The following is a 19,454-nucleotide window of genomic DNA, read 5'->3' as shown; positions in this document are numbered from 1 at the left end:
TCTGCCTGCAGGTGAATCGAGGGACAAGACGCCGTCACACGGCCTGGCGCGAGCCGTTGACCTCGGCGACGCCGCGATTGGCCAACTGGTCGGCCCGCTCGTTGCCGGGATGGCCGTTGTGGCCGCGCACCCAGTGCCAATGCACCTCATGGCGGCCGACCTGCTCGTCCAGCGCCTGCCAGAGGTCGGCGTTCTTCACCGGCTGACGTGCCGCGGTCTTCCAGCCGCGCTTCTTCCAGTTGGGCAGCCACTCCCTGATGCCCTTCATCACGTACTCGGAGTCGGTGGTCAGCTCCACCCGGCACGACCGGTTGAGCGTGGCCAGGGCGCGGATGGCCGCGGTCAGCTCCATGCGGTTGTTGGTGGTCTGCGCCTCGCCGCCCCACAGCTCGCGCTCGGCGCCCTTGTAGACCAGCAGGGCCCCCCAGCCGCCGGGGCCGGGGTTGCCCTTGCAGGCGCCATCGGTATAGATCTCGACACTGTCACTCATGGTTGTGCTTGCTGCCTGGATGACGGCCGACCTTGGCCACGGGAACCGGTCGCAGCGGGCTGACCGTGGCCCGGCGCGGCTGCGGCAGCGGCCGCAGGCCGGCGACCAGCTTGCGCGCCGTGAGCAGATAGAAGCCGCCACCGGGCAGTTGCAGGTCCTGCGCCCAAGGCTCGATGCCGAGCAGACGCGCCTGCCAGCGCTGCGAGGAAAGCGGCGGACAATAGCATCCGAAGCGGCGTTTCTCCAGCGCGAAGCCGAGCAGGCGCAGCCAGTCGGCCAGGCGCGCCGGCGAGATGCAACGCGCCTGCGCCAGCACGTCGCCGGCCAGAAAATGGCGCAGGCCCCACAGGCTCCGGGGATGGATGCCGACCACCAGCAGATGGCCGCCGGGGCGCACGCAGCGCGCCGCCTCGCGCAGCAGCTGGTGCGGCGACACGGCGAAATCCAGGGCATGCTGCAGCAGCACCACGTCGGCGGCATGCTCGAGCACCGGCCAGGCATCCTCCTCGCAGGCGATCTCCACGCCGGGCAACGGCGCCCCGAGGCGGACGCTGTGGCTGAGCTGCTGCAGCGGCGGCAGACCGGCGCCGGCGAAGCCGTAGTGCAGCAGGAAGCTGCCGAACAGCGCATCGAGCTGCTCGGCCAGCAACCGCTGCTGGCGGGACAGCAGCAGGCCGCCCAGCGGACCGGAGAACCAGGCATGGGCATCGCGCTGCAGGGCCAGCCAGGCGGTGTGGCCCGGGCGGGGGAGCTGCTCGTTCATGAATCCTCCCGTCTGGCGCCAGAGACGACTGGCGACCTAAGATGCCGGATCGACTCAGCATAACGGCTCGCCTGCCCATGATACAGATCACCGCCCTGCCCGCCTTCAGCGACAACTATATCTGGCTGTTACAGGACCCGGCCCGGCAGCGCTGCGCCGCGGTCGACCCCGGCGACAGCGCACCGGTGCTGGCCTGGCTGGCCGCCCATCCGGACTGGCTGCTCACCGACATCCTGGTCACCCACCACCATCAGGACCATACCGGCGGCGTCCTCGAGCTCAAGGCACGCACCGGCGCGCGGGTGCTCGGCCCGGCTCTCGAGGCCATTCCCGGCCGCGATGTCGCCCTCGAGGACGACCAGAGGATCGACGTCCTCGGTCTGGAGTGGCAGGTGCTGCATGTCCCGGGGCATACCGCCGGCCATGTCGCCTTGTTCACCGAGGGCGCCGGCCAGCCCGTGCTGCTCTGCGGCGACACCCTGTTCGCCGCCGGCTGTGGCCGCCTGTTCGAGGGTACCGCCGCGCAGATGCACGCCTCGCTGCAACGTCTGGCCAGCCTGCCGGGCCCGACCCGCGTCTATTGCACCCACGAGTACACTCTGGCCAACCTGCGCTTCGCCCTGGCCGTCGAGCCGGACAACCTGGCCCTGCAGCAGCGCCAGCGCGAGGCCGCCGCCCTGCGCGAGCGGAACCTGCCGACCCTGCCGTCCACCCTGAGCCTGGAGCTGGCCACCAACCCCTTCCTGCGGGCGAACGAGCCGGCCGTGCGCAAAAGCTGCGCGGAACACGCCGGCAGCGCGCCGACGACGGCGGAGACGGCGTTTGCGGCATTGCGCGCCTGGAAGGACAACTTCCGGTAACATTCGGGCGCTGGTGCAAACTTGACCACCGCAAAGGGCGGTTCCTAGAATCGCCCGACTTTTTACCCGGGAAAGTCACCAGCCGATGCCGCCACCAACGCCTCCGGGCCTCGCCGCCTACCTGCAGCACCGCGCCATCCGCCTCCTGCTGGTCGCCCTGCTGCTGGTCATCGCCGGCTGCCAGAGCCGTGGTGGCAGCGATGCCGGCAGCGACACCGAGCGTGCCGTCCAGGTCGGCAAGTCGATCGAATGGAGCAAGGCGCTGCAGCAGCCCGAGAAGCCCCGTCACGAGGACATCTGGGAACGCATTCGCGCCGGCTACAAGCTGCAGGACCAGATCGGCACCAACCCGCGCGTCGAGCGCCAGCGCTTCGGTCTCGCCAGCCGGCCAGGCTCGATCCAGCAGATCGCCGAACGCAGCGGCCCCTACATCCACTACATCGTCGAGCGCCTCGAAGAGAACGGCATGCCGCTGGAGCTGGCACTGCTGCCGATGATCGAGAGTTCCTACAATCCGCAGGCCTACTCGCCGGCCCACGCCGCCGGCCTCTGGCAGTTCATCCCCTCCACCGGCCGCCACTTCAACCTGCGCCAGACCAACTGGTACGACGGCCGCCGCGACATCCTCGCCTCCACCAATGCGGCGATCAGCTACCTCAAGCGCCTGCACGACATGTTCAACGGCGACTGGCTGCTCGCCCTGGCGTCCTACAACGCCGGCGAGGGCACGGTCAGCCGCGCCATCGAGCGCAACCAGCGCCAGGGCCTGCCGACCGACTACTGGAACCTGCCACTGCCCAGGGAAACCCAGGACTACGTGCCCAAGCTGCTGGCCGTGTCGCAGATCATCCAGAGCCCGGCCGCCTACGGCGTCAGCCTCGCGCCGATCGCCAACGAGCCCTACTTCGAGAAGGTCGCCATCCGCCACCAGCTCGACCTGTCGAAGGTGGCCGCGATGGCCGATGTCGACAAGGACGAGCTGTACCAGCTCAATCCGGCATTCAAGCACGGCATCACCCTCGACGGCCCGCGCCACCTGCTGGTGCCGGTGGACAAGGCCGAGGGTCTCAGCGAGAGCCTCGCCCGCCTGCGGCCGGAGAGCCTGGTGCAATGGCAGCGCTACCAGGTGCGCAGCGGCGACAGCCTGCACGACATCGCCAACCGCCACCACGTCACGGTCACCACCCTGCGCGACATCAACCGCCTGTCCGCCAATCGCGTGCGCGTCGGCCAGACCCTGCTGATCCCGCAGACCGCCGACAGCCCGCCGACGGCCCCCCTGTTCGAGCGCAGCCCGCAGCCGGTCGCCGAGGCGCCGACCAAGACCGCGGCGCCCCGCAGCTACCGAGTGCGCCGCGGCGATAGCCTGTGGAGCATCGCCCGGCAGCACAAGGTGACCGCCGCCGACCTGCAGCGCTGGAACCGGCTCAAGGGTCGCAACCTCAAGGCCGGCCAGGTCCTCACCCTGCACCTGGCCGACACCACCGGCCAGACCTCCAGCGGCAACACGCGCCACTCGGTCACCTACTACAAGGTCCGCCGCGGCGACTCCCTCGCCGCCATCGCCGAGCGCTTCTCGGTGCACACCCGGCATCTCAAGGAGTGGAACCCCTCCCTGGGCCGCACGCTGAAACCGGGACAGACCCTCACCCTCTACCTGCCGCGACGCTGAAAATCCGCAGCGAGGCCTCCCGGAGCCACCCTTTTTCCAGCCGATACAAGCTGTTACTGTAGCTTTCCCAACCTCCAAGATTGCCACGGACCGGACCCTCGCCCGATGAGTCGTCTCCTCGCCCTGCTGCTCGGTCTGGCCGCCTGCCTGCCCGCTGGCGCTGCCGTCATCGAACGGCACGGCTATGCCCAGTTCGGCTCCCTCAAGTACCCGGCCAACTTCAGCCATTTCGACTGGGTCAACCCGCAGGCGCCCAAGGGTGGCAGCGTACGGCTGATGGCCGCCGGCACCTTCGACACCCTCAACCCCTATACCCTCAAGGGCAGCAGCCCGGTCGGCACGGCCAACTTCCTGCAATACGGCATCAACGAGCTGAACGCGCCGCTGATGGTCGGCACCGGCATCTACGACCCCTCGGGCGACGAGCCGACCTCCAGCTACGGGCTGATCGCCGCCTCGGTCGAATACAGCAAGGACCGCAGCTGGGTGGTGTTTAACCTGCGCCCCGAGGCGCGCTTCCACGACGGCCATCCGATCACTGCCGCCGACGTGGCCTTTTCCTACCGCCTGCTGGTCCGCGACGGCCACCCGCAGTACCGCACCGCGCTGCAGGAAGTGCGCCGCGTCGACATCCTCGGCAACCAGCGCATCCGCTTCGTGCTCAAGCGCAGCGGCAATCCGCTGCTGATCCTGCGCCTGGGCGAGCTGCCGGTGCTGCCCGAACACTACTGGCGCGGCCGCGACTTCAAGGCCACCACCTACGAGCCGCCGCTGGGCAGCGGCCCCTACCGCATCGCCCAGGTGGTGCCGGGGCGGCGCCTGGTGTTCGAGCGGGTCAAGGACTGGTGGGGCAAGGACCTGCCGGTCAACCGCGGCAAGTACAACTTCGACCGCGTCGAGGTGGAGTTCTACCGCGACAACCACGTCGCCTTCGAGGCATTCAAGGCCGGCGAGTTCGACTTCTACATCGAGAACCAGGCGAAGAACTGGGCCAACGGCTACGACATACCGGCGATGGCACGCGGCGAGATCGTCAAGGCGGAGATTCCCCACCGTATCCCGACCCAGACCCAGGCGCTGTTCATGAACAGCCGCCGAGCCCATTTCGCCGACGTGCGGGTGCGCGAGGCCATGGCCCTGCTGTTCGACTTCGAATGGAGCAACCGCACGCTGTTCAACAACGCCTACAGCCGCGCCACCAGCTACTACCCCAACAGCGAGTTCGCCGCCGACGGCCTGCCCCAGGGCGAGGAGTGGCTGCTGCTGTCCCCGTACCGCAAGCAGCTGCCCGCGGAGCTGTTCACCGCGCCGCCACGGATGCCGCAGACCGACGGCCACGGCATCCCGCGCGAGACCCTGCGCCACGCCCTCGACCTGCTCGCCCGGGCCGGCTGGAAACTCTCCGCCGGCGGCCTGGTCAATGGCCGTGGCCAGCCGCTGCGTTTCGAGATCCTGCTGGTCAACCCGGGGCTGGAGCGCATCCTCCAGCCGTATCGCGACAACCTCGCGCGCATCGGCGTGCAGGCCAGCCTGCGCACCGTCGACCGTGCCCAGTACAAGCAGCGCATCGACGGCTACGACTACGACATGATCCTGATGACCCTGCCGCAGACCCTGAGCCCCGGCCTGGAGCAGTGGCAGTATTTCCATTCCAGTCAGGTCGGCGTGCGCGGTGGCCGCAACTATGCCGGAGTCAATCATCCGGTGATCGATGCCCTGCTCGACAAGTTGCTCGCCGCGCAGACGCGCAACCAGCAGGTGGCCGCCACCCGCGCCATCGACCGGGTACTGCTGTCGCAGCACTACAGCATTCCCAACTGGTACAGCGACCATCACCGCCTGGCCTGGCGCAACCGCTTCGACCATGTCACCACGCCCCCCTATACCCTGGGGCTGCGCGCCTGGTGGCTCAAGACCCCGGAGAACCGCAGATGACCGCCCTCCCGCGCTGCACCCGCCTGCTCGCTGCTGGCCTCCTGCTGCTCGGCCTCGCCGGCCACGCGGGGGCCGCCGCCCGGCATGCCGCCACCCTCTACGACGAAGCTCCCAAGTACCCGGCCGACTTCCACCACTTCGCCTACGTCAATCCGGAGGCACCCAAGGGCGGCACCCTGCGCCAGGCCGGCTTCGGCGGCTTCGACAGCCTCAACCCGTTCATCAACAAGGGCGTGGCCGCCGACGAGATCGGCCTGGTCTACGACACCCTGACCAAGCGCAGCCTGGACGAGCCGTTCACCGAGTACGGCCTGCTCGCCGAGAGCATCGAGAAGGCGCCGGACAACCGCTGGGTGCGCTTCACCCTGCGCCGCGAAGCGCGCTTCCACGACGGCACGCCGGTGACCGCCGCCGACGTGGTGTTCACCTTCGACACCCTGATGAAGGATGGCTCGCCGCAGTACAAGGCCTACTACGCCGACGTGGAGAAGGCGGTCGCCGAGGATGGACGCACGGTGCGCTTCGACTTCCGCCACGGCGGCAACCGCGAACTGCCGCTGATCGTCGGCCAGCTGCCGGTGCTGCCCAGGCACGCCTGGGAGGGCCGTGAATTCAATCGCACCAGCCTCGAGCCGCCGCTGGGCAGCGGCCCCTACAAGGTCGCCGAGGTGCAGGCCGGGCGCAGCATCCGCTACGAGCGGGTCAGGGACTGGTGGGGCAAGGACCTGCCGGTCAACCGCGGCCAGTACAACTTCGACAGCCTGGTGATCGACTACTACCGCGACAACACCGTGGCGCTGGAGGCGCTCAAGGCCGGCCAGTTCGACTTCTGGGTGGAGACCAGCGCGAAGAACTGGGCCACCGCCTACGACTCGCCGGCGATCCACGACGGCCGACTGATCAAGGAGGAGATCGCCAACCACAACCCGGCCGGCATGCAGGGCTTCATCTTCAATCTGCGCCGCCCGCTGTTCCAGGACGTGCGCGTGCGCGAGGCCCTCGGCCTGCTGTTCGACTTCGAGTGGACCAACCGCCAGCTGTTCTACGGCGCCTACACCCGCACACGCAGCTACTTCGAGAACTCCGAGCTGGCCTCCCGCGGCACGCCCTCGCCGGCCGAGCTGAGACTGCTCGAGCCGTGGCGCGAACGCCTGCCGGCGCAGGTGTTCGAAGCCGAGTACCAGCCGCCGCAGAGCGACGGCAGCGGAGTGATCCGCGAACAGCGCCGGCGCGCCTTCGAGCTGCTGCAACAGGCCGGCTGGCGGCTGGAGAACGACCGCATGCTCGATGCCACGGGCAAGCCGGTGACCATCGAGTTCCTCCTCGCCCAGGTCGAGTTCGAGCGCGTGCTGCTGCCGTTCAAGCGCAACCTGGCCAGCCTCGGCATCGAGCTGCAGATCCGCCGCGCCGACGTCTCCCAGTACATCAACCGTCTGCGCTCGCGCGACTTCGACCTGATCGTCGGCGGCTTCAGCCAGTCCAGTTCGCCGGGCAACGAGCAGCGCGAATACTGGCATTCCAGCAGCGCCGACAACCCCGGCAGCCGCAACCTGATCGGCCTCAAGGATCCGGCCATCGACGCCCTGGTCGAGGGCCTGATCAAGGCCGACAGCCGCCAGGCGCTGATCGACCACACCCGGGCACTGGACCGCGTGCTGCTGTGGGGCCACTACGTGATCCCCAACTGGCACATCAAGACCTGGCGGGTGGCGCGCTGGAACCGCCTCGGGCACCCTGCGGTGGCGCCGCTGTACGACATCGGCCTGTACACCTGGTGGGCCAGACCCGACGGCCAGGCGCCGCTCGCCGCCAGCGGCCAGAAGGAGTAACGCCGGATGCTGGCCTATATCCTGCGCCGCCTGCTGCTGATCGTGCCGACCCTGTTCGGCATCCTGCTGATCAACTTCATCATCATCCAGGCCGCCCCCGGCGGCCCGGTGGAGCAGATGATCGCCAAGCTGGAAGGCTTCGACGCCGCCGCCGGCGGCGCCACCGGGCGCATCGCCGGCGGCGGCGCCGAGGTGGCGGCGGCCGGCAATACCTACCGCGGCGCCCAGGGCCTGGACCCCGAACTGATCGCGGAAATCGAGCGCATGTACGGCTTCGACAAGCCGGCCAGCGAGCGTTTCTGGATCATGATCCAGAACTACCTGCACTTCGACTTCGGCCAGAGCTTCTTCCGCGACGCCACGGTGATCGAGCTGATCGCCGAGAAGATGCCGGTGTCGATCTCGCTGGGGCTGTGGAGCACGCTGATCATGTACCTGGTGTCGATCCCGCTGGGGATCGCCAAGGCCATGCGCCACGGCAGCCACTTCGACGTGTGGACCAGCACGGCGATCATCGTCGGCTATGCCATCCCCGCCTTCCTGTTCGCCATCCTGCTGATCGTGCTGTTCGCCGGCGGCAGCTACTTCGACTGGTTCCCGCTGCGCGGCCTGACCTCGAACAACTTCGACGAGCTGAGCCTGTGGGGCAAGATCGCCGACTACTTCTGGCACCTGGCGCTGCCAGTGACCGCGCTGGTGATCGGCAACTTCGCCACTCTGACCCTGCTGACCAAGAACAGCTTCCTCGACGAGATCGGCAAGCAGTACGTGATCACCGCGCGCGCCAAGGGCCTCTCCGAGCGCCGTGTGCTCTACGGCCACGTGTTCCGCAACGCCATGCTGATCATCATCGCCGGCTTCCCCTCGGCGTTCATCGGCATCTTCTTCACCGGCTCCCTGCTGATCGAGGTGATCTTCTCCCTCGACGGCCTCGGCCTGCTGAGCTTCGAGTCGGCGATCAACCGCGACTATCCGGTGGTGTTCGGCACCCTGTTCATCTTCACCCTGCTGGGACTGATCGTGAAACTGATCGGCGACCTGACCTACACCCTGGTCGATCCGCGCATCGACTTCGAAAGCCGGGAGGGCTGAGCCATGGCCCTCTCGCCCATCAACCAGCGCCGCTTCGCGCTGTTCAAGGCGCACCGGCGCGGCTGGTACAGCCTGTGGCTGTTCCTCGGCCTGTTCATCCTCAGCCTCGGCGCCGAGCTGATCGCCAACGACAAGCCGCTGCTGGTCAGCTACGACGGCCAGTGGTACGCGCCGGTGCTCAAGCGCTACCCGGAAACCGCCTTCGGCGGCGAGTTCCCGCTGGAGGCCGACTACAAGAGCCCGTACATGCGCGAGCTGATCGAGTCGAAGGACGGCTGGATGCTCTGGCCGCCGATCCCCTACAGCTACGACAGCATCAACTTCGAGCTCAAGGTACCGGCGCCGGCGCCGCCCTCGGCGGACAACTGGCTGGGCACCGACGACCAAGGCCGCGACGTGCTGGCGCGGGTGATCTACGGCTTCCGCATCTCGGTGCTGTTCGCCCTGATCCTGACCCTGGCCAGTTCGGTGATCGGCGTCGCCGCCGGCGCGCTGCAGGGCTTCTACGGCGGCTGGGTCGACCTGATCGGCCAGCGCTTCCTGGAGATCTGGTCGGGCCTGCCGGTGCTCTATCTGCTGATCATCCTCGCCAGCTTCGTCGAACCGAACTTCTGGTGGCTGCTGGGCATCATGCTGCTGTTCTCCTGGATGAGCCTGGTCGACGTGGTGCGCGCCGAGTTCCTGCGCGGGCGCAACCTCGAGTACGTGCGCGCCGCCCGCGCCCTGGGCATGGGCAACGGCGCCATCATGTACCGCCACATCCTGCCCAACGCCATGGTCTCGACCATGACCTTCATGCCGTTCATCCTCACCGGCGCCATCGGCACCCTGACCGCGCTGGACTTCCTCGGCTTCGGCCTGCCGCCCGGCGCGCCGTCGCTGGGCGAGCTGGTCGCCCAGGGCAAGTCCAACCTGCAGGCGCCGTGGCTGGGCATCAGCGCCTTCGCCGTGCTGGCGCTGATGCTGACCCTGCTGGTGTTCATCGGCGAGGCCGCGCGCGATGCCTTCGACCCGAGGAAATGAGCCGATGAGCGAACCTTTGCTCGAGATCCGCGACCTGCAGGTCGCCTTCAGTCACGGCGGCGCGCCGCAGACCGTGGTGCACGGCGTCAGCTTCGAGATCCGCCGCGGCGAGACCCTGGCGCTGGTCGGCGAAAGCGGCTCCGGCAAGTCGGTGACCGCCCACTCCATCCTGCGCCTGCTGCCGCGCAGCAGCAGCCACCCGGGCGGCAGCATCCGCTACGGCGGCGAGGACCTGCTCACGCTGCCGGAGCGGCGCCTGCGCGGCATTCGCGGCAACCGCATCGCCATGGTGTTCCAGGAGCCGATGACCTCGCTCAATCCGCTGCATACGGTGGAGAAGCAGATCGCCGAGGTGCTCGCCCTGCACAAGGGGCTGACCGGCGCCGCCGCGCGCGCGCGGGTGCTGGAGCTGCTGGAACTGGTCGGCATCCCCGAACCGGCCAAGCGCCTCAAGGCCTATCCGCACGAACTGTCCGGCGGCCAGCGCCAGCGGGTGATGATCGCCATGGCCCTGGCCAACGAGCCGGAAATCCTCATCGCCGACGAGCCGACCACCGCGCTGGACGTCACCGTGCAGCTGAAGATCCTCGAGCTGCTCAAGGAGCTGCAGGCGCGCCTGGGCATGGCCCTGCTGCTGATCACCCACGACCTCAACCTGGTGCGGCGCATCGCCCAGCGCGTCTGCGTGATGCAGCGCGGGCGCATCGTCGAACAGGCCGAGTGCGCGCAGCTGTTCGCCGCGCCGCAGCACCCCTACACCCGGGAGCTGCTCAGTGCCGATCCCAGCGGCGGCCCGGCGGACAACCCGCCCGGCAAACCGCTGCTGGTGGTCGACGACCTGCGCGTGTGGTTCCCGATCAGGAAGGGCCTGCTGCGCCGCACGGTCGACCACGTCAAGGCGGTCGACGGGGTCAACTTCAGCCTGCCGCAGGGACAGACCCTCGGCATCGTCGGCGAGAGCGGCTCGGGCAAGTCGACCCTCGGCCTGGCGATCCTGCGCCTGATCGGCAGCCGGGGGGCGATCCGCTTCGCCGGGCAGAACCTCGACGGGCTCGACCAGCAGCAGGTGCGTCCGCTGCGCCGGCAGATGCAGGTGGTGTTCCAGGACCCGTTCGGCAGCCTGAGCCCGCGCATGTCGGTGGGCCAGATCATCGGCGAGGGCCTGGAGATCCATGGCATCGGCACGCCGGCCGAGCGCGAGCAGGCTATCATCGACGCACTCAGCGAAGTCGGCCTGGATCCGGCCAGCCGGCACCGCTACCCTCACGAGTTTTCCGGCGGACAGCGCCAGCGCATCGCCATCGCCCGGGCGCTGGTGCTCAAGCCGCAGCTGATCCTGCTCGACGAGCCGACCTCGGCGCTCGACCGCACGGTGCAGCGCCAGGTGGTGGAGCTGCTGCGCAGCCTGCAGCACAAGTACAATCTGACCTACCTGTTCATCAGCCATGACCTGGCGGTGGTCCGGGCCCTCAGCCACCAGCTGATGGTGGTGCGGCACGGCAAGGTGGTCGAACAGGGTGAAGCCGGCGCGATCTTCCATGCGCCGCAGCACCCCTACACACAGCAGCTGCTCGAAGCCGCCTTCATGGCGCCGGGCGCTGCCGATTAACCAGCAAGAGGAAGTACACAATGGGTTTCATGACCGGCAAGCGCGTGCTGATCGTCGGCGTCGCCAGCAAGCTGTCCATCGCCTCCGGCATCGCCGCCGCGATGCACCGCGAAGGCGCTGAACTGGCCTTCACCTACCAGAACGACAAGCTCAAGGGCCGCGTCGAGGAATTCGCCGCCGGCTGGGGCTCCAGCGCCGAGATGTGCTTCCCCTGTGACGTCGCCAACGACGACGACATCGCCCGTGTGTTCGAGGAGCTGGGCAAGAAGTGGGACGGCCTGGACTGCATCGTCCACTCGGTCGGCTTCGCCCCGGGCGACCAGCTCAACGGCGACTTCACCGAAGTCACCACCCGCGAAGGCTTCAAGATCGCCCACGACATCAGCGCCTACAGCTTCGTCGCCCTGGCCAAGGCCGGCCGCGAGCTGATGAAGGGCCGCAACGGCAGCCTGCTGACCCTGTCCTACCTGGGCGCCGAACGCACCATGCCCAACTACAACGTGATGGGCATGGCCAAGGCCTCGCTGGAGGCCGGCGTGCGCTACCTGGCCGGCAGCCTCGGCCCGGAAGGCACCCGCGTCAACTGCATCTCCGCAGGTCCCATCCGCACCCTGGCCGCCAGCGGCATCGCCAGCTTCCGCAAGATGCTGGCCGCCAACGAGCGCCAGACCCCGCTGCGCCGCAACGTGACCATCGAGGAGGTCGGCAACGCCGCGGCCTTCCTGTGCTCCGACCTGGCCTCGGGCATCAGCGGCGAGATCATGTACGTCGACGGTGGCTTCAACACCACCGCCATGGGTGCGCTGGAAGAGTAAGCGCCCCGCTCCGGCCCGCCACCGCGCGGGCCGGTTTCCCCGCGGTTCGGCCGTCCGGCCAGCTCCCAGCTCCCAGCTCCCAGCTCCCAGCTCCCAGCTCCCAGCTCCCAGCAGCATGCCACCGAGCGCAGCGAGCGCCTGGCACGTGCGCTTTCTCCATCCCGGAATGCACAACGCCCCCTTGCGGAGGCGTTGCGGGTATCACCTGGACGCGTGACCGATCAGAAACGCTCGATCTTCGCCTCGGTCTGCAGCTGGCGCTGGAAGGCCAGGAAGTCCTGCTGGCCACTGCGCGAGGCGAGGAAGCGGCGATACATGGCCAGCTCCTCGGCCGACAGCTCGGCCTCGGCGGCGCTCACCCCGTTGAGGCGCAGCACCAGATAGTCGCCGTTGGCCAGCGACAGACCGGCGAAGCTCGGCTTGTCGGCCGCCTGCGGGCGCGGCAGGCGGAACAGCGCCTGCAGCACCTGCGGATCGACGCCCTCCTGGCTGCGGGTGGCCGCCTCGCTCACTTGCCAGGCCTCGCCGGACTCGGCCTGCACCACCGGCGTCTTGCCGGCGCGCAGCTCGGCCAGCAGCGCTTCGCCGCGAGCCTGCGCCGCGGCGGCCGCCCGCTCGCTGCGGATCCTCTCACCCAGCTTGTCGGCCAGTTGCTCCAGCGGCTGCTGCTCGGACTTGCGGTGCTCCTTGACGCGCAGGACCACCACGGTATCCGGATCCAGCTCGAGAGCGCTGCTGTTGGCGCCCTCGGTGAGCACCTCGGGGCTGAAGGCGGCCTGCACCACCTGGCGATTGGCAGCGATACCCTCGCCACCCTCGCGGCCGAACGGAGCGGCCTGCTTGACCTCGAGGCCCAGCTCCTGGGCCGGCTGGACCAGGTCGGCCGCCTCGAACGCGGCGTCCTCCAGCTGCTTGCTGGCCTCGACGAAACGCTGCTCGACCTGCTGCGCCTTGAGTTCGCGCACCAGTTGCGGACGCAGGCTGTCCAGGCTCGGCACCTCGGCGGCCTGCACGTCATCCAGACGGATCAGGTGCCAGCCGAACTCGCTCTTCACCGGCGCCGATACCTGGCCCTTCTGGAGGGAGAACAGGGCATCCTCGAAGGCCTTGTCGTAGACCCCCTTGCCGGCAAAGCCCAGATCGCCGCCGTTGCCGGCCGAGCCCGGATCCTGAGAGAACTCCCTGGCCAGGGCAGCGAAGTCCTCGCCCTTGTCGATGCGGGCCTTGAGCTCCTCGAGCTTGGCCTTGGCCTGCTCGTCGCTCATCTGGCCGCCGGCTTCCAGCAGGATGTGCGAGGCCTTGCGCTGCTCGCCGAGATTGGCGATTTCCTTCTCGTAGGCGGCCTGGACATCGGCATCGGCCACCTCGACCTGATCGAAGAAGGCGTCCTTCTTCAGCTCGACATACTCGACCTGCACCTGCTCGGGAGTCATGAACTCGCTGGCATGCTCGTCGTAGTAGGCCTTGACCTCGTCGGCGGATACCTCGACCTGCTCAGGGTGCGCCTTGATCGCCAGCGTGGCGAAGTCGCGAGTCTGCCGCTCGAGGGCGGCGAAGGCGCGCACCTCCTGGTCGGTGACGAAGCCGCTGCCGGCGAGGCCGGCGCGCAGCTGGCCGATGAGCATCTCCTCCTCCAGCAGCTGACGGAACTGCAGGCGGTCGTAGCCCATCTGGCGAATCACCTGATCGAAGCGATCGGGACTGAACTTGCCGTCCACCTGGAACTCGGGAGTGAGCAGGATCAACTGATCGAGCGCCTGCTGGGAGAAGCCGAAGCCGGCATCGCGGACACCCTGCAGCAGCAGGGTTCGGTCGATCAGCGCCTTCAGCGCGCCCTCGCGCAGGAGCTTCTCGTCGAGCAGGGAGGCATCGAACTGCTCGCCCAGCTGCTGGGCCAGCTGCCGGCGCTGCATGTCCATCGCCCGATTCAGCTCGTTGAGGCTGACGCTCTCGCCGTTGACCTCGGCGGCATCCTGCTTGTTGCTGGTGGCGTTCATGATCGCGTCGAAGCCGGTCAGCGCCATGAGCACGATGATCACGCCGATGATGGTCTTGGCGATCCAGCCCTGCGAATTGTCCCTGATATTCTGAAGCATGCAGCCCCCCAAACGCGGCCGGCCCCCGCCCTGGCAGGCTCCGGCGTGGGTCTATGGCGGAGAAATAAAAGAAAGGCGCATCCGAGGATGCGCCTTCTCGATAGATGGCGGAGCGGACGGGACTCGAACCCGCGACCCCCGGCGTGACAGGCCGGTATTCTAACCGACTGAACTACCGCTCCGCAGCCGGACCAGCCAATGCGGTCCGGAAAAACTCAAACCCGGAAGACGCTCAGTTCACCGCATCCTTGAGGGCCTTGCCAGCCTTGAAGCCGGGGATCTTGGCCGCTTCGATCTCGATCGGCTTGCCGGTCTGCGGGTTGCGGCCGGTACGCGCGGCGCGCTCCTTGACGGCGAAGGTGCCGAAGCCTACCAGCACGACGGAGTCACCTTCCTTCAGGGCACCGGTGATGGAGTCGATCACGGCATCCAGCGCGCGACCGGCAACAGCTTTCGGGATATCAGCAGATGCGGCAATGGCATCGATCAGTTCCGACTTGTTCACTCTAAGTCCCCTTGATTCCTGTTGAGTTCGTAGTTCGTATCTTGACTGGTTGCAGCAATTATCAGGTGTGCCGTTAAGCTTGCCGACATGCGAGGAGGCGCTTTATATCAAGCGCCCGAAAAGAGTGTCAAGGAAGCCCAATGACTAGTGGGTGCTGATTCGCTCCTTGGCTTCAGCTTCACGCTTGTCATCCGCCCCTACCCGCTCGGGAGCCGCGTCAGACAAGGGCTCAGGCTTGTATTGCAGCGCAATCTGCAGGACTTCGTCAATCCATTTGACCGGCTTGATCTGCAGGTCAGCCTTGATGTTCTCCGGAATCTCCTTCAGATCGCGCACGTTCTCTTCAGGAATGATCACGGTAGTAATGCCACCGCGATGAGCCGCCAGCAGTTTCTCCTTGAGACCGCCGATGGCCAGCACCTGGCCGCGCAGGGTGATCTCCCCGGTCATGGCCACGTCGGCGCGCACCGGGATGCCGGTCACGGCGGACACCAGCGCGGTACACATGCCGATGCCGGCACTCGGACCGTCCTTGGGCGTGGCGCCTTCCGGCACGTGGATGTGGATGTCGCGCTTCTCGTGGAAGTCCGGGGCGATACCCAGGCTCTTGGCGCGGCTGCGCACCACGGTCAGCGCGGCAGTGATCGACTCACCCATCACGTCGCCCAGCGAGCCGGTCTTGATCAGCTGACCCTTGCCGGGGACCACGGCCGCCTCGATGGTCAGCAGTTCGCCGCCCACCTGGGTCCAGGCCAGACCGGTCACCTGGCCGACCTGATCCTGCAGCTCGGCCTTGCCGAAACGGAACTTCTTGACACCCAGGTAGTGCTCCAGGTCATCGGGAGTCACGGTGACGCGGACGCTCTTCTCGCGGGCATGCTCCTTGACCACCTTGCGGCAGACCTTGGCGATCTCGCGCTCCAGGTTGCGCACCCCGGCCTCGCGGGTATAGAAGCGGATGATGTCGCGCAGGGCGTCCTCCTCGACGCTCAGCTCGCTCTTCTTCAGGCCGTTGGCGGCGGCCTGCTTGGGTACCAGGTACTTGGTGGCGATGTTGATCTTCTCCGCCTCGGTGTAGCCCGGCAGGCGGATCACCTCCATGCGGTCGAGCAGCGGCGCCGGGATGTTCATCGAGTTGGCGGTGCACAGGAACATCACGTTGGAAAGGTCGTAGTCGACCTCCAGGTAATGGTCGTTGAAGTTGTGGTTCTGCTCAGGATCGAGCACCTCGAGCAGCGCCGAGGCCGGATCGCCGCGCATGTCGCTGCCCAGCTTGTCGATCTCGTCGAGCAGGAACAGCGGATTGCGCACGCCGACCTTGGTCATCTTCTGGATCAGCCGGCCCGGCATCGAGCCGATGTAGGTGCGGCGGTGGCCGCGGATCTCGGCCTCGTCACGCACGCCGCCGAGGGCCATGCGCACGTACTTGCGGTTGGTCGCGCGGGCGATCGACTCGGCCAGCGAAGTCTTGCCCACCCCCGGCGGGCCGACCAGGCAGAGCACCGGCCCCTTCAGTTTCTTCACCCGCTTCTGCACGGCGAGGAACTCGAGGATGCGCTCCTTGACCTCCTCCAGGCCGTAGTGGTCGGCATCGAGGATCTCCTCGGCGCGCTTGAGATCGAGGCGCACCTTGCTCTCGGCCTGCCACGGCACGTTGGTCAGCCACTCGATGTAGGAGCGCACCACGGTGGCCTCGGCCGACATCGGCGACATCTGCTTGAGCTTGTTCAGCTCGGCATTGGCCTTCTGCAGCGCTTCCTTGGTCATGCCGGCGTTGTCGATGCGCTTCTTCAGCTCGTCGACCTCGCTGTGGCCCTCCTCGCCCTCGCCGAGTTCCTTCTGGATCGCCTTCATCTGCTCGTTGAGGTAGTACTCGCGCTGGCTGCGCTCCATCTGCTTCTTGACCCGGCCGCGGATGCGCTTCTCCACCTGCAGCAGGTCGATCTCGGCATCCAGCAGACCGAGCACGTGCTCGATGCGGGCCGTCAGGTCGGTGAGCTCGAGGATCTCCTGCTTCTGCTCGATGCGCAGCGCCATGTGCGCGGCCATGGTGTCGACCAGACGCGCCGGATCGTCGATGCCGGTCAGCGAGCCGAGCACTTCGGCCGGCACCTTCTTGCCCAGCTGCACGTACTGCTCGAACTGGCTCAGCAGGCTGCGGCAGAACACTTCCGCCTCGCGTGCCGGCACGCTGCCCTCCTCGACCAGGCTGACCTCGGCGCGGGCGTGGCTGCCGGCATCGATGAAGCGCTCGACCGCTCCGCGCTGGCCACCTTCGACCAGCACCTTGACCGTGCCGTCGGGCAACTTGAGCAGTTGCAGCACGCTGGCCAGGGTGCCCATGCGATACAGGGCTTCCGGGGCCGGATCGTCGTCCGCCGGATTCTTCTGCGCCAGCAGCAGGATCTGCTTGTCGGCGCTCATGGCCGCCTCGAGCGCCTCGATGGACTTTTCGCGACCGACGAAAAGCGGGATGACCATGTGCGGATAGACCACCACATCGCGCAACGGCAAAAGGGGCAACTCGATGATCGTGTTCATGCTTTCAACTCTTGCTAGGCCCGACTGCAGAGACTCACGGGCGTTGGACATGGCTTCAAGATGGGGGGGCAGGCGGGAAAAAACAAGCTTTGGCGGCGCACAGAAACAACAAAGGGGCCCGCAGGCCCCTCTGGAGTAGCTTACGCCTCGGGCGCAGCCTTGGCGGGTTGCTCGCTGCTCTGATAGATCAGCAACGGCTTGGAGCTGCCCTCGATGACGCTCTCGTCGATGACCACCTTGCTGACGTCCTTGGCCGAGGGAATCTCGTACATGGTGTCGAGCAGGATACCCTCGAGGATCGAACGCAAGCCACGGGCGCCGGTCTTGCGCTCCAGTGCCTTGCGCGCCACCGCATGCAGGGCGTCGCTGCGGAACTCCAGTTCGACGCCTTCCATCTCGAACAGCCGCGCGTACTGCTTGGTCAGCGCATTCTTCGGCTCGGTGAGGATCTGCATCAGCGCCGCCTCGTCGAGCTCCTCGAGGGTGGCGATCACCGGCAGGCGACCGACGAACTCGGGGATCAGGCCGAACTTGACCAGATCGTCAGGCTCCACCTCGCGCAGGGACTCGCCGACCTTCTTGCCGGCCTCCTTGCTGCGCACCTCGGCATTGAAGCCGATGCCGCCCTTGGTCGAGCGATTCTGGATGACCTTCTCCAGGCCGGCGAAGGCGCCACCGCAGATGAACAGGATGTTGCGGGTGTCGACCTGCAGGAACTCCTGCTGCGGGTGCTTGCGGCCGCCCTGCGGCGGCACCGAGGCCACGGTGCCCTCGATCAGCTTGAGCAGCGCCTGCTGCACGCCCTCGCCCGACACGTCGCGGGTGATCGACGGGTTGTCCGACTTGCGCGAGATCTTGTCGATCTCGTCGATGTAGACGATGCCCATCTGGGCCTTCTCCACATCGTAGTCGCACTTCTGCAGCAGCTTCTGGATGATGTTTTCCACGTCCTCGCCGACGTAGCCAGCCTCGGTCAGGGTGGTGGCGTCGGCGATGGTGAAGGGCACGTTGAGCAGCCGGGCCAGGGTCTCGGCGAGCAGGGTCTTGCCCGAGCCGGTGGGACCGATCAGCAGGATGTTGCTCTTGCCCAGCTCGACGTCGTCCTTCTTCTCGCGCTGGCTGAGACGCTTGTAGTGGTTGTACACCGCAACCGCCAGCACCTTCTTGGCGCGCTCCTGACCGATCACGTACTGGTCGAGGATGGTGCTGATTTCCTTGGGCGCCGGCAACTTGTTGGCGTTGCTATCGGCCTGGGCTTCCTGCACCTCCTCGCGGATGATGTCGTTGCACAGGTCGACGCACTCGTCGCAGATGAAGACCGAGGGACCGGCAATGAGCTTGCGTACTTCGTGCTGGCTCTTGCCGCAGAAGGAACAGTAAAGCAGTTTGCCGGTGTCCTCGCCGTTGCGGGTGTCAGTCATTCGATCAATCCAATCCGGTAGGCATGAACACAAGATGAAGACAATCGCGGGCTTTTTCAAGCCCGCGACATGGCCGGTAACACCCCGGCCGGAGACAGGTGGCGGGAATCAGACGGGCAGCTGGCGCTTGCTCAGCACCTGGTCGATCAGGCGGTAGTTGACCGCTTCCTCGCCGCTCATGAAGTTGTCGCGATCGGTATCGCGGGCGATCACGTCGATCGGCTGGCCGGTATGCGCCGCCAGGATGCGGTTGAGACGCTCGCGGATGGTGAGAATCTCGCGGGCATGGATCTCGATGTCCGAGGCCTGGCCCTGGAAGCCGCCCAGCGGCTGGTGGATCATCATCCGCGAATGCGGCAGGCAGTAGCGCTTGCCGGCGGCACCGCCGGCCAGCAGCAGTGCGCCCATGCTGCAGGCCTGACCGATGCAGATGGTCGACACGTCCGGCTTGATGAACTGCATGGTGTCGTAGATCGACATGCCGGCGGTCACCGAGCCGCCCGGCGAGTTGATGTACAGGTGGATGTCCTTGTCCGGGTTCTCCGCCTCGAGGAACAGCAGTTGGGCCACCACCAGGTTGGCCATGTAGTCCTCGACCGGACCGACCAGGAAGATCACTCGCTCCTTCAGGAGGCGCGAGTAGATGTCGTAGGCGCGCTCGCCACGGGCCGACTGCTCGATCACCATGGGCACCAGGCCGCCAGCGGCCTGCACGTCGAGCTGCGTATCAAATGAATTGCGGAACATTCCCGGTCACTCCCTATCAGATATGTCCATAGACACATAAGCCAGCGCGAGGCTGG

General features: G+C 67.1%; 15 protein-coding genes and 1 tRNA gene. 8 read left to right on the top strand and 8 right to left on the bottom strand.

Annotated elements, in window-relative coordinates:
* Window positions 1-34 precede the first annotated feature (34 nt).
* The gene (rnhA, locus tag RA210_RS10385; RefSeq protein ID WP_201486383.1) at window positions 35-490 is read right to left on the bottom strand and encodes a ribonuclease HI; all 456 of its coding nucleotides are present in this window, start codon (window positions 488-490) and stop codon (window positions 35-37) included.
* A complete protein-coding gene (locus RA210_RS10380; protein WP_136488929.1) occupies window positions 483-1,253 on the bottom strand; it encodes a class I SAM-dependent methyltransferase in 771 nt (256 codons plus the stop codon). Before RA210_RS10380 ends, rnhA begins: the two co-directional genes overlap by 8 nt.
* 77 nt (window positions 1,254-1,330) lie before the next feature.
* Here RA210_RS10380 and gloB point away from each other — a divergent pair, with 77 nt between their 5' ends.
* From gloB to fabI, 8 genes are all read left to right on the top strand, one after another.
* Window positions 1,331-2,113 carry a hydroxyacylglutathione hydrolase gene (gene gloB, locus RA210_RS10375; protein ID WP_201486382.1) on the top strand — a complete coding sequence of 261 codons (783 nt, stop codon included), beginning with the start codon at window positions 1,331-1,333 and terminating at the stop codon, window positions 2,111-2,113.
* Window positions 2,114-2,198: 85 nt separating this feature from the next.
* Entirely contained in the window at window positions 2,199-3,785 is a 1,587-nt protein-coding gene (locus RA210_RS10370) for a lytic transglycosylase (protein WP_201486381.1), read from the top strand.
* 105 nt (window positions 3,786-3,890) lie between these two features.
* Window positions 3,891-5,720, top strand: coding sequence for an extracellular solute-binding protein (locus RA210_RS10365; RefSeq protein WP_201486380.1), 1,830 nt, complete (start codon window positions 3,891-3,893; stop codon window positions 5,718-5,720).
* Window positions 5,717-7,549 carry an extracellular solute-binding protein gene (locus RA210_RS10360; protein ID WP_136488933.1) on the top strand — a complete coding sequence of 611 codons (1,833 nt, stop codon included), beginning with the start codon at window positions 5,717-5,719 and terminating at the stop codon, window positions 7,547-7,549. The genes RA210_RS10365 and RA210_RS10360 overlap by 4 nt, the downstream gene beginning before the upstream one ends.
* A gap of 6 nt (window positions 7,550-7,555) precedes the next feature.
* Window positions 7,556-8,641, top strand: coding sequence for a microcin C ABC transporter permease YejB (locus tag RA210_RS10355; RefSeq protein ID WP_136488934.1), 1,086 nt, complete (start codon window positions 7,556-7,558; stop codon window positions 8,639-8,641).
* Window positions 8,642-8,644: 3 nt separating this feature from the next.
* Entirely contained in the window at window positions 8,645-9,664 is a 1,020-nt protein-coding gene (locus RA210_RS10350; RefSeq protein ID WP_201486379.1) for an ABC transporter permease, read from the top strand.
* 4 nt (window positions 9,665-9,668) lie between these two features.
* Entirely contained in the window at window positions 9,669-11,273 is a 1,605-nt protein-coding gene (locus RA210_RS10345) for an ABC transporter ATP-binding protein (RefSeq protein ID WP_201486378.1), read from the top strand.
* Window positions 11,274-11,293: 20 nt separating this feature from the next.
* On the top strand, window positions 11,294-12,088 hold the full coding sequence (gene fabI, locus RA210_RS10340) for an enoyl-ACP reductase FabI (RefSeq protein WP_136488937.1): 795 nt from the start codon (window positions 11,294-11,296) through the stop codon (window positions 12,086-12,088).
* Between the two features lie 221 nt (window positions 12,089-12,309).
* Here fabI and RA210_RS10335 read toward each other — a convergent pair whose 3' ends face one another.
* The 6 genes from RA210_RS10335 to clpP all read right to left on the bottom strand — a co-directional run bounded on the left by RA210_RS10335 (window position 12,310) and on the right by clpP (window position 19,398).
* Window positions 12,310-14,184 (bottom strand): SurA N-terminal domain-containing protein, encoded by a 1,875-nt coding sequence (locus RA210_RS10335; RefSeq protein ID WP_201486377.1) that lies wholly within the window; start codon window positions 14,182-14,184, stop codon window positions 12,310-12,312.
* A gap of 105 nt (window positions 14,185-14,289) precedes the next feature.
* Window positions 14,290-14,366: transfer RNA gene (locus tag RA210_RS10330), tRNA-Asp, on the bottom strand.
* A gap of 50 nt (window positions 14,367-14,416) precedes the next feature.
* Entirely contained in the window at window positions 14,417-14,689 is a 273-nt protein-coding gene (hupB, locus tag RA210_RS10325; protein WP_090215941.1) for a nucleoid-associated protein HU-beta, read from the bottom strand.
* A 144-nt stretch (window positions 14,690-14,833) separates the two neighbouring features.
* Entirely contained in the window at window positions 14,834-17,230 is a 2,397-nt protein-coding gene (gene lon, locus RA210_RS10320) for an endopeptidase La (RefSeq protein WP_136488939.1), read from the bottom strand.
* 140 nt (window positions 17,231-17,370) lie between these two features.
* On the bottom strand, window positions 17,371-18,651 hold the full coding sequence (gene clpX / locus RA210_RS10315; protein WP_201486376.1) for an ATP-dependent Clp protease ATP-binding subunit ClpX: 1,281 nt from the start codon (window positions 18,649-18,651) through the stop codon (window positions 17,371-17,373).
* A 108-nt stretch (window positions 18,652-18,759) separates the two neighbouring features.
* Window positions 18,760-19,398, bottom strand: a complete 639-nt coding sequence (gene clpP, locus RA210_RS10310; protein ID WP_136488941.1) for an ATP-dependent Clp endopeptidase proteolytic subunit ClpP — start codon at window positions 19,396-19,398, stop codon at window positions 18,760-18,762.
* Window positions 19,399-19,454: the final 56 nt, after the last annotated feature.

Origin of the sequence: Pseudomonas sp. OF001 (assembly GCF_904426495.1) — a bacterium.
Lineage (GTDB): Bacteria > Pseudomonadota > Gammaproteobacteria > Pseudomonadales > Pseudomonadaceae > Geopseudomonas.
Note: the sequence above shows the minus strand (reverse complement) of the source record. Positions and strands in the feature narration are given on the sequence as shown.